We start from the raw sequence: 10722 nt of genomic DNA, 5'->3' as shown, positions 1-10722 counted from the left end.
AGTAGTGGATTTCTTTATGCTAAATAATGGTAAAAAATTCTAAAATAGGCACCATTTTTTTCAATTAGCTCTAAAATTTTAGGGATAATTAAATTAGTTATTATTATCAATATGTATGATATTGTTATAAATAATACAAATGGAGAGAATAGTAATCCATTGATAGAAATTACAATCATATAAAACTCCTTGTTAAAAAGGTATTTTGATTAGTAGGTAAACGGTAATCGGGTAAAAGCTTTAATTGTCTGAATACAATGATACCTTGCATCATTATGTGATACAATGAGTGTTTGCAAAATATAGGATATATTTAACTCCAAAGTTAGAAAATTTTATAAGCAATATAAGTTCTAAATAGATTTTATTAAACTTCTAAGAGCAAATTTAATATCTTTTTCAGAAGAGTTATTATTTTCTCTATTCTTATAAACGCAAAGAATTTTTTTTATAATTTTTGCATTGTATTGTTTTTTAGTTATCTCTTTTTGTCTTAGTTTTTTTCTATCTTTAATGATTGAAAGAATAGCTAAATTACGACTTATTTTATATGGATATTGAGGACATAGCTTGAATCCAAGCCATAATACAAGACATCCAAATAAAGCACTTAAACCTGAGCTTAATAGTTTAGAAACTTCAAAAGTCATATGATTGCTTGGTTGTATTAGGCATATCCAACCAAAGATAAAACCTATGCCGTATGGTTGGAGTTTTGGAATACTTAACATCATTATAGGTATGAATAAGGTCAGTATAGTGATCAGCATAAATAGTTCAAAATATCCAACGACTTGAGCTAGTAGGTTTAGTGTGATAATGATTGAAAAAGGAATAGATATAATCATACCTCTAATTGTTTTTCTCACAAACTCGGCGGTATCTGGCATATGAACAAATATCTGTGAAAAAACTACAGGAATTATTATCATAAGTAGTAGTGTTTGGGAATTACTTTGAGTATTTAGCCATACAAAAGATAAAAATAAAAATATACAAATAGTCCTAGAAATATTTACTATGCTTACCATATTGTTTGCATAGTTTTTAAAATGATGGAATGTATTATCTGAAAATGTTTCAAACTCTTGATTATTTATTTTTTGATAATTATCGATTACAGTATTAAATTTTTTTACTAGCTTATTTATTAGAGTATAGTTAGAGTTATAAATAATTTTCTGCTTATGATCAGTAGCATCTAATTGATTATAAATTTCATATAAATCTTTTTTTATAGACTCTTTGGAGTTGTTTTTTATAGTTTGTTTTCTTAGGTAATGTGCAGATTGGATTAATTCTATGATACTATTTAAAAATCTACAATATGTACTAGTTTTATTATTTTCAAATCTGTTTGCTGTTAAATCGTTATCTAAAGCTATAAGGCTATCAAGAATTTTTTCCACTTGTTTGTTATATTTTTCATTATTGCGAAAATCTTGAGCTGAAAAGATTTCTCTAGTATATTTAATTACTAAATCAAATGAGTCTGCTACTTTTTTTTTGACAGTATCCTCTATTCTTATAGGAAAAATATAGTAATTTACAAAGCATGAACTTAAAGCTCCCACTATTATTGCTGAAATTCTAGAAAAGCCTGTGTGGAAAATCACTTGTTCAGTAGTTATCGATGGATTAGCTATGCTATAAAGAACTATTATTGTACAAGTCACATTAGTTAGAGTTACACCGTAAGTAAAATTTGAATGAGAATCTTTTACAGAAAAATACATTGTGATCGTTATTATCATACATAATGAAAATATTGCTAAAGGTGGATATGGTAAGAATAGGCTAATAATAATAAATCCTATTACTATACCTACGATTGTTGATAATATTAAAAAAAGACTTTTTTCGATAATAAATCCTGCTTCAGGTCTAAGTGCTAAGAAAATAGCAATAATCATAGCCCATATAGGTTTATCAAGACCTATACTCATAGATATATAAAGAGCTAAAGTTATTGAAATGAAAGCTTTAAAAGTATATATCAAATTTTTCTTAGTAAAAACTTCTCCTATCATAGTATTTTTACATTAGCATTCATACCTGCTACTAAATCTATATCTTTAGGTATTACATCAAGAGATATATTTACGGGTATTCTTTTTGATAGTCTTACCCAATCATAAGTTTCTTGCACTTTAGGCAATAACTCACTATTTAAACTTGTGTTATTATCTGCTATAGCTTTGCCAATGCCTATTACATGTCCATATAGAGGTTTACCTCCACTCATCAATTCAATTTTAGCCTTTTCACCTATTTTTATATTAGGAATCTTAGTTTCTACAAAATAACCAGTAACATAAAAAGAATTCTTTTTAACTATAGCCATAATAGGCTTTCCTGAATTGACAAAGTTACCTTGCCTTAGGCTTAGATTGTTAATAGTTCCACTAACTGGTGCATAAATTCTAGTTCTCTTTAGATTTATTTCAGCAGTCAAAAAATCAGCTTTTGCTTTTTCTAAAGCAGCTTTTTTGAGTTTAACAGCCATTAGGTAGTCATCTAGTTTTTCTCTACTTATTGATCCAGTTTTACCTAGTTTCTCTCTTCTACCATATTGCTGTTGTGCAAGTTTTAGCTCTAGCGTTGCATGATCTACTAGCGCTTCTTTTTCTTTAAAATCTGCGACATACCTTTCATCGTCAATAGAAAATATTGGATCTCCTTTTTTTACTTGCTGGATATCATTTACATAGACTTTTGTCACAAATCCAGATACATCAGGAGCTACTGTGATAATTTTAGCTCTAATCCTAGCATCTCTAGTCCATGGAGAGTAAAAATAATATTGCCATATTGAATATATTGAAAGTAGGGCTAGTGCTATAATAATTGCACTAAGTAAAGACTTAGTTTTTTTATTTGGCATTTTAATTTTAACCTTCTAATAAAAATATAATTAAACCTAAATAACATATAAATAGTAATAAATTTATCCAAGATAGTTTTAAGTTAGTGTAGTAGCATAATACTTTTGAAATTGTTAAATTAGATATAACTATTAGTATACAGGCAAATAATATATATAAAACAATCGGAGAGATTAGTAAGCCATCAATAGAAATTATAATCATTTTAAACTCCTCATTATACATTTCATAACCTAATGATACAGTGTATTGCTAAATGGTGCAATATTGTTTTGGAAATTTCTAATCAAAAAAGCTAAAATTGTCTACAGTTTGTATTTTTAAAGTTAGTTATGAGTGAAAGTAAAAAAATCCAGGTAATAAGTAGAGCAGTTAAGGTATTAAAGAGTATAAGTAATGCACCTGGTGGTATGAGTCTAGGTGATATTGCAAAAGAAGTTGACTTACCAAGATCTACTGTACAAAGAATAGTTGCTGCTCTTGAAGTAGAAGGATTTACTAGAAGTGAAGGTGCTGGACAAATTTTACTTGGAGCAGGGATTTTTAAATTAGCTTCATCATCATATGCTGATATTGTTTCTTTAACACAAAATTTATTGCGTAAACTTAGTGAAAAGACTCGAGAGACAGTTGTATTGACACAATCAAATAATACGGATTTGATTGTCATGCACAGGTTTATAGCAAATAGTGAACTACAAGTTATCCCAAGAATTGGTGCTCTTGATAAGCCTATTTATAACACTGCTCCAGGTAGGGCTCTCTTATCTTTATATACAGATGATCAAATTATTGAACTTTTAGGTCAAAAGATTGCAAGTAATAAAGAGTTATTTGCTAGAATTGCGAAAATAAGAGTAGATGGTGTTGAATATGATGATAGTAAAACTATGGAAGGTATAGTAAGTATAGCTACTGCAATAAACACTTTTTTAGGAAGTTTTGGTATTTCTATCCTTGCACCCCAGCATCGCTTTGCAGAGAATAAGAGTTTTTATATTCAAGAGTTGGTAAAAGTCAGAGAGATAATTTTTTCAGATGTTGGCATAAAAAAGACTAATTAGGTAATTAGACCAACAAATATTTTAAAATAGTAGTTTTATTATATTTTCATAAATATAGGCAAGAAAAATTTTTAAAGTGAAAGAATTAAATTTTATTGCTGTAACATCCTTGATAATAGTTATCATTTGCATATAATTTCCGGATGTTTGTTAAAATTTCATTTATATGAAAAAAATAATAATTCCAGTATCTATAATTATCATTATTGCAATTATAGTTATTGTTCTTGGAGCGTTAAGTACTACAACTAAAAAGTCAGATCATTCAATAGTTAATAAATCTTCTAAATCATTATATGATCGTCAGGCTGAAAAAATCTGTTCGATGCTAGAGCAGGCAAGTGAGCTTTATAAAAACAATAATAGTGCTAAAGCTGTAAAAGTTTCTGATAGTGCTTATTGGGATGTTTATGACAATATTATGGAAATTAAATATAGATCATATACATCTCCAGCAGATATTTTTAGTATAGAAAATTCATTTCATGGTTATTCTGATATGCTCAAGCAGCCAGTTTCTAAAGCCCAACTTGCAAGGATAAATAAAGCTCGAGCAAATATTTGTAAAGAGTTAGACAAAGAAGCAAAAATTCTTAATAAGCAATCTTAAGGAACTGTTATGAGTGATTTTTTAGCAGCACTTTCATCTTCATTTTGGATTATACCTAGAGAAGGTTCTGAAGCCCTTATAATTATTACTATGATATGTTCTGCACTTAGAGAAGTTGATAGAACAAAAGAGATATCATGCGTATACAAAAACTGTATAGCTGCTTTGGTGATAGGCATAATTTTAGCAGTTGTATGTGTGTTTTTCCATAATGCAGTATTAGGTAGAGCTCGTGAAATGAGTGAAGCTATTGCTAGTTTGATAGCATTAGCAATGCTTTTGTATGTTAACTTTACTGCATTTCAAGGTTTAAAATCTTTAGCAACTTTAAGTTTATTTAGCATAGGTTTTCTTAGCTTTATAAGTGTTTTTCGTGAAATTATAGAAACTATTTTGTTTTATTTTGCACTATTTTCTGGCTCTTCAATGCAACAGTTAGGAACTTTTGCAGGGTTAATTCTAGGAATAGTCCTTCTTTCTTTAATTATATATGTATATTTCACAGCTACAGCACAATGGAAGATACTAAATCGTTTTATGTTTAATGTAACTCCATTTTTTATATTTCTATTAGCTCTAATGTGTATTGGGAATGCTATAAATGCTTTCCAAGAAGCTGGGGTTTTAGGTTTTCATAATGTTAGTTGGATGTTTAATAGTGATTACTTCCATATTCAGTCAAGTCAGGAATATTTAATAGCTATCGTTACATTTTTAATGTCAACAGGGTTACTGTTTTTGAAACAATTTTATAGAGCAATAGATTTGTTAAAAGAATATGTGAAGCAAAATAGTTTAAATAGATAGTATGGAAGTCAAAATTAAAGAATCAGATATTAAAATATTAGATAGTTCTAGTAATAAAAGAATATTTATATTTGATAAATTTTTTGAGAAATTTCATCGTTATTTCTTTTGCATACAGCTTTTTATGCTACTAGCTTTTTTATTTTTGATAATAGCTCCTGTATGCTCAAAGAATCCTAAATCTACAGATACAATATTTACAAATGTAATTTTGCTTAGTCAGTTTCTCTTTTGGGGTGTTTGGTATGGGGCGTGTTTACTATCTGTTATACCATTTGGTAGGTTATGGTGTGGTATGTTATGTCCTTTAGGAGCATTTACACAATGGGCTGGCAAATTTGGTCTTAAAAGAAAGATACCTAAGTGGATGAAGAGTGAGTTTTGGCTAGTACTTATGTTTACTGTTATTACAGTAATGGGTCAAACTCTAGATGTAAGAGATGATCCTTGGGGTATGATAAAGCTATTTGGGTTTATATTTTTGTTGGCTGTTATTATTGGGTTAGTATATAGTCAAAATGGTGGTAGGCCATGGTGTCGTTACTTTTGTCCTATAGGAAAAATACTTGGTGTAATATCTCGTCTAAGCTTTGTTCAAATATCACCAAATAGAGGGGTTAAAACTTTACCAAATAATAAAGACTATTTTGTCCAAGGACGTTTATGTCCAACAGATTATAATTTACCTTATAAGATTTCAACAAATAACTGCATTACATGTGGTAAATGTGTTACTACTCAAAAAAAAGCAGGATTAGGAAATTATTTTAGATCTCCAGGTGTTGAGCTAACAAAAGTTTTAGATCGAGATCCAAATTGGAGTGAAGTTGCATTTATTTTGCTAGCTCCAGGGCTGGCAGCTGGAGGATTCTTATGGTTAATCTTACATCAGTATCAACTATTCAGAGATGATATTGCAACTTATTTAATAAACCATAATATTATGTGGCCATTTAATTCTGCACCATGGTTACTATCTTCTCAGACTTGGAATCAGAATTTTAATTGGTTAGATATATTTACTATTAGTATTTATATGTTGTTATATGGCTTTATTACAGCATTAATTTCTGGAATATTGATAGCTATAGCCTCATTTATAGCTAGATCGCCTTCTGAAAGAAGTTTTAAAAGAGTTTTCTATCTGTTTACCTATCAATTTACACCTGTGGCGATGCTGACCATAGTTATCGGCTTATGTGGTAAATTCTTTGAAGTTATGCAGGCGGATTTTGGTATGTTGCAATCAACTTCAGACTTTATTAAAGCAACTTTATTTATGCTAAGTATCATCTGGAGTATTTTACTTTTATATAAAGCTATAAAAAAAGTGCTAAATCTGAATTTGGTTAAAACTACTATTGTTGCTGGATTATTGATCATAAATCTTGTGCTCATATCATTTATTTGGAGGCCAGCAATATTCAATAAAGCATATATCTCAGATGTAGAAAAAATAAGACAACATATTGTTGTCCCAGAATAAATAAAACAAGGAGAATTAAATGAATAAAAAATTATTGTTATCAGTAGCTGCTATTGCAGCATTTGGAGGAACTGCATATGCAGATCATCCGATTGCAGCACCTAAAATATATCAACACAAAGTAGAAACAGCTCTAATATGGGTTGAACCTGTAACTATGGCTCCAATGCCAACAATGAAGAAAAACTTTAAACCAACAATCCATAATGAGATTGATCAACATGCTATCAAAGGAGATAAAATGGGTTTTGGAGCCGGTGGGTGGATTCCTGACTGTGAAATAGCATGTACAATTAGCAAAGAACATTCTGATTGGAGAATAGTTTTCTCTATGATGAGTATGGTTGCTAATGATGGGCCTCATTATGGTAGAAATGTACAGTTAGATGGTCCAGGCAAATATGATGAAACTTGTGAGATTGATCCACCAGATTGGAGAGGGTTCTATCGTCATACTGACAAACAAACAGGAACAGGACCTTTCTTTAGACCATATACTATACATGGTTCATTTGTGTTCACAGGTACTGGTAAAGCTGGCGGATACTAATACGCTTTTTCACGACGAATACTTACTTATCTTAATAATACTTATTTTACTCACAATATTATCATTAATCTCAAGTTAACATAATGATAAAAAATATTCACTTTAAGTTATTGACATAATCGCTTATGATATAGTCTATAAGAGTTTATATATCTCTTTTTTTAAAAAAGAGATTTTAAAATAATAATATTTAGGGGTAAATTATGGGCCTATTTGATTTAAAGGGTAAAACAGCTTTAATTATGGGAGGAAGTTCTGGGATAGGTCGTACTATAGCAGAAGCTTTTTGTGAATACGGAGCTAATATTGCTATAGCTTCAAACGATTTTGTTGCTTTAGAACAAACAAAGAAAGATTTTGAAGCTAAGTTCGGGGTTAATATATTGATAGATTATTTTGACGCAACATCTTGTGAAAGTATTAATAATTTAGAATTGAGAATAGAAAAGCATTTTAAAGGATCCTTAAACATTCTTGTTCATTCTGTTGGGATTGTAAAACGTACTTGTATAGATACTTTATCTCTTAATGCATTGAATGAAATTATGAATATAGATACAAACTCAGCATTTATTGCTACAAAAATTTTTCATCCGCTGCTTAAAAAAGCTGATTTTGGTAGAGTAATCTTTATTTCAAGTTACTTTGCCTCCCATTTTTCGGAAGGAAGAGTTGCATATTCTATGAGTAAAGCTGCTATGAATGCACTTATGAAAACAGTAGCAATAGAACTAAGTAGAGAAAATATTACAGCTAATAGTATATCTCCTGGTGGTTTTTTAACTGATATAAATAAGGACATCTTAACCAATCCTGAAATACTATCAAAAATTAAAAGCTCAATACCAATGAAGAGAATAGGTAGATTAGAGGAGATTAAGACTACAGCTTTATATTTAGCATCACAGTATAGTAGCTATACAACAGGCCAAGATATCTTACTAGATGGTGGTATGGGATTAACATAAATTTTTTTCAACTATATAATTCTCCAAACTTATTTTGATTTGATCAAATTTGAATTGCTTGAAACTTTCATGAATGTAAGTAAAGGTTACATTTTATGTGAATTTTATTCTTATCTAAATGTTTGAAACATAAATAATAAAAGCATATTCTTGAATCTAGATGTTATTTTTTACTTACATTGTAATAGGGACTTAAAAATGACATCCAGCTACAAAAAATAAGATAAATCAGTAAAAGGAGATTATCATGGGTAAATATAATGAATATCATAAGAATCCAGCAGATTATGTTTTTTTGAATGTTTTTACAAGCAATTGGGGAACTCTTAAAAAAGAATATAATGAATTTATTGCTGATAATAATTTTAATTTTGAAAGGGCTCAGCTTTTCATGACTCCTAGAAGTAATACTTTAAAAGCTAAAAAAGGATCTATATATAGTGCTTTTACTTTATATTGTCAAGGTTTACCTATGCATGAATTTATTAAAGAGTTTAGATTACAGTGGCCAGATATTAGTAATGATGAAATTGAAGAAACCTTAGAGTATTTAGAAAAAAACCATTTCCATGAAACTCGTAAAATTATTAAACAAGCAGAAGAGGCTTCTGATGGATGTTTAAGAAATGTACTTTTTTCTGTGCTAAAACCAGGAACTGATATTAAGCTGCATGTTAATTGGAATCCTCATATGTACCGAGGCTATTTAGGTCTTCAAGTTCCAGAAGGTGATATTGCAATGAAAATTTGTGGAGAACATCTAAAGTGGCATAATGGTGAGATGCTTGTTCTTGATCATTCTCTACCTCATTGCCCATACAATCGTACGGAAGAGCCAAGAATTGCATTGGTAATAGATTTCTTAAAGCCTGATATGGATAGACAAGAAATGTTAGACCTTGAGAAAAAACTAATGAATGAGCGTATGCAAGATAATCCTTTAGGTCTAGGTATATTTACTACAGAAGATAAGGTTAGTGATGATGTCTTTATAAAATATGGATTAGAGCATCAGTTAACTTGGGATTCTGGAATGGTATAAATCTCTTCCAAAAATTTCTATATTTATATAATTCTTTAACTTTATATTTATTATTTTAACAATAAAACATAAGCAGGACTTATGTTAAGAATATCTATTGTTCAAAAAGCTCCAATACTTAATGATGAAAAGCATAATTTTAATAATATACTCGAGAGTTATGTTATTAATGCTGCAAACCAAGGAGCTCAAATGGTGGTTTTTCCTGAGTATAGTAATGTACCTATTAATGAGCAGGGACTATCTTCTGTAAAAAATAGAGAAGATAGTGTCGAAATATTTAGTATTCTTGCAAAAAAATATAATTTATGGATTTGTGCAGGTATTATTTATAAAAATATAACTAAAAATAAGCTATCAAATTCTCTTTTTGCTTTTGATAATAATGGGGGTATTCAGGGAGAGTATATTAAAACTCACTTAATAGAAACTACAGATGAACCTGATTGTTTCGTTAAAGGTGATACTCCCGTTATATTAGATACTCCATGGGGTAAAATAGGGCTAGCTAGCAATATGTTATGATATACAGTTTCCGCAATTATTTAGAAACTATGCTAAAGCTGGCGTAGATGCGATTATAGTTCCTTCAACTATACGTAGTTTTAGAGTTGAAATGTGGAATATTTTGGTCAGAGCAAGGGCATATGAAAATCATATATTTATGATTGCTTGTAATTATATAGGAGAAAATCCAAATCAAGGCTGTTTACTATCTAAACGCTTTAATGAGTTGGGTGGTATGTCATGTATAATTAATCCAGAAGGCAAAGATGTTGTATTAGCTGGTTATACTGAATCTGTAATAACTGCTAATGTTGATTTAGAAATATCAGAAAGAATAAAAAAAGTATATCCATCATTAACTTCTGATAACTATTTTTAAACTTAGAGAAACAATCATAAATATTAACTTATTATTAAATAATGAGCTGTTAAAAGTATTTTAATTTATATTTAATTAATATATTTTTAATATATGGCTTATGTGTATGTAAATTAATTTGAATAAAAAAATACTATTTAGCTTATGTTTATTAATATTTGTAGATGCTATAGGAGCAGGATTAATACTTCCTATAATCCCAGAATTATTTTTAAATTCACAATATGGTTTAGTTAGATCGAATAGTTTTTTATCAAGCAATATTCTATATGGTTTATCATATATTTCTATTATCTAGATTAACAATGGGATTTTGTTCAGGAACTTATATAGTAGCTAATGCAGTAATAGCAGATTTAAGTACAAGTGTTAAATCAAAGATGAATAACTTTAGATGGCCAATGTTATCCTCTATAGCTGGATT

The 10722-nt window shown here is 29.2% G+C and carries 12 protein-coding genes; 9 read left to right on the top strand and 3 right to left on the bottom strand.

What is annotated here, in order from left to right:
• Positions 1 to 353: 353 nt before the first annotated feature.
• Genes AB8E56_RS10335 through AB8E56_RS10325 form a run of 3 tightly spaced genes read right to left on the bottom strand, consistent with a single transcriptional unit; the run spans position 354 to position 3089 of the window.
• On the bottom strand, positions 354 to 2030 hold the full coding sequence (locus AB8E56_RS10335) for an FUSC family protein (protein ID WP_329480798.1): 1677 nt from the start codon (positions 2028 to 2030) through the stop codon (positions 354 to 356).
• Positions 2027 to 2884, bottom strand: a complete 858-nt coding sequence (locus AB8E56_RS10330; protein WP_329480797.1) for an HlyD family secretion protein — start codon at positions 2882 to 2884, stop codon at positions 2027 to 2029. Before AB8E56_RS10330 ends, AB8E56_RS10335 begins: the two co-directional genes overlap by 4 nt.
• A 7-nt stretch (positions 2885 to 2891) precedes the next feature.
• Positions 2892 to 3089, bottom strand: a complete 198-nt coding sequence (locus AB8E56_RS10325; RefSeq protein ID WP_329480796.1) for a hypothetical protein — start codon at positions 3087 to 3089, stop codon at positions 2892 to 2894.
• 128 nt (positions 3090 to 3217) lie between these two features.
• Between AB8E56_RS10325 and AB8E56_RS10320 the strand changes: the two genes are divergently transcribed.
• The 9 genes from AB8E56_RS10320 (at position 3218) to AB8E56_RS10280 (ending at position 10298) form a co-directional block, all read left to right on the top strand.
• Positions 3218 to 3949 carry an IclR family transcriptional regulator gene (locus AB8E56_RS10320; RefSeq protein WP_329480795.1) on the top strand — a complete coding sequence of 244 codons (732 nt, stop codon included), beginning with the start codon at positions 3218 to 3220 and terminating at the stop codon, positions 3947 to 3949.
• A gap of 166 nt (positions 3950 to 4115) precedes the next feature.
• The gene (locus AB8E56_RS10315; RefSeq protein ID WP_329480794.1) at positions 4116 to 4559 is read left to right on the top strand and encodes a hypothetical protein; all 444 of its coding nucleotides are present in this window, start codon (positions 4116 to 4118) and stop codon (positions 4557 to 4559) included.
• Between the two features lie 9 nt (positions 4560 to 4568).
• Positions 4569 to 5366, top strand: a complete 798-nt coding sequence (locus tag AB8E56_RS10310) for a hypothetical protein (protein ID WP_329480792.1) — start codon at positions 4569 to 4571, stop codon at positions 5364 to 5366.
• 1 nt (position 5367) lies between these two features.
• Complete coding sequence (locus tag AB8E56_RS10305; protein ID WP_329480790.1) at positions 5368 to 6852, top strand: 4Fe-4S binding protein; 1485 nt, start codon at positions 5368 to 5370, stop codon at positions 6850 to 6852.
• A 19-nt stretch (positions 6853 to 6871) separates the two neighbouring features.
• A complete protein-coding gene (locus AB8E56_RS10300; protein WP_192577808.1) occupies positions 6872 to 7402 on the top strand; it encodes an iron transporter in 531 nt (176 codons plus the stop codon).
• A 203-nt stretch (positions 7403 to 7605) separates the two neighbouring features.
• On the top strand, positions 7606 to 8370 hold the full coding sequence (locus AB8E56_RS10295; protein ID WP_329480786.1) for an SDR family oxidoreductase: 765 nt from the start codon (positions 7606 to 7608) through the stop codon (positions 8368 to 8370).
• Between the two features lie 247 nt (positions 8371 to 8617).
• On the top strand, positions 8618 to 9412 hold the full coding sequence (locus AB8E56_RS10290; protein WP_329480784.1) for an aspartyl/asparaginyl beta-hydroxylase domain-containing protein: 795 nt from the start codon (positions 8618 to 8620) through the stop codon (positions 9410 to 9412).
• An 81-nt stretch (positions 9413 to 9493) separates the two neighbouring features.
• Entirely contained in the window at positions 9494 to 9937 is a 444-nt protein-coding gene (locus AB8E56_RS10285; protein WP_329480782.1) for a carbon-nitrogen hydrolase family protein, read from the top strand.
• Entirely contained in the window at positions 9927 to 10298 is a 372-nt protein-coding gene (locus AB8E56_RS10280; RefSeq protein ID WP_329480799.1) for a nitrilase-related carbon-nitrogen hydrolase, read from the top strand. The genes AB8E56_RS10285 and AB8E56_RS10280 overlap by 11 nt, the downstream gene beginning before the upstream one ends.
• Positions 10299 to 10722: the final 424 nt, after the last annotated feature.

The organism is Francisella sp. 19X1-34 (assembly GCF_041102755.1).
In the GTDB taxonomy this organism is placed as follows: domain Bacteria; phylum Pseudomonadota; class Gammaproteobacteria; order Francisellales; family Francisellaceae; genus Francisella.
Note: the sequence above shows the minus strand (reverse complement) of the source record. Positions and strands in the feature narration are given on the sequence as shown.

Coding starts and splice junctions, on each gene's coding strand:
- AB8E56_RS10335 (WP_329480798.1), bottom strand. CDS start 2,030: ATGATAGGAGAAGTTTTTACTAAGAAAAATTTGATATATACTTTTAAA.
- AB8E56_RS10330 (WP_329480797.1), bottom strand. CDS start 2,884: ATGCCAAATAAAAAAACTAAGTCTTTACTTAGTGCAATTATTATAGCA.
- AB8E56_RS10325 (WP_329480796.1), bottom strand. CDS start 3,089: ATGATTATAATTTCTATTGATGGCTTACTAATCTCTCCGATTGTTTTA.
- AB8E56_RS10320 (WP_329480795.1), top strand. CDS start 3,218: ATGAGTGAAAGTAAAAAAATCCAGGTAATAAGTAGAGCAGTTAAGGTA.
- AB8E56_RS10315 (WP_329480794.1), top strand. CDS start 4,116: ATGAAAAAAATAATAATTCCAGTATCTATAATTATCATTATTGCAATT.
- AB8E56_RS10310 (WP_329480792.1), top strand. CDS start 4,569: ATGAGTGATTTTTTAGCAGCACTTTCATCTTCATTTTGGATTATACCT.
- AB8E56_RS10305 (WP_329480790.1), top strand. CDS start 5,368: ATGGAAGTCAAAATTAAAGAATCAGATATTAAAATATTAGATAGTTCT.
- AB8E56_RS10300 (WP_192577808.1), top strand. CDS start 6,872: ATGAATAAAAAATTATTGTTATCAGTAGCTGCTATTGCAGCATTTGGA.
- AB8E56_RS10295 (WP_329480786.1), top strand. CDS start 7,606: ATGGGCCTATTTGATTTAAAGGGTAAAACAGCTTTAATTATGGGAGGA.
- AB8E56_RS10290 (WP_329480784.1), top strand. CDS start 8,618: ATGGGTAAATATAATGAATATCATAAGAATCCAGCAGATTATGTTTTT.
- AB8E56_RS10285 (WP_329480782.1), top strand. CDS start 9,494: ATGTTAAGAATATCTATTGTTCAAAAAGCTCCAATACTTAATGATGAA.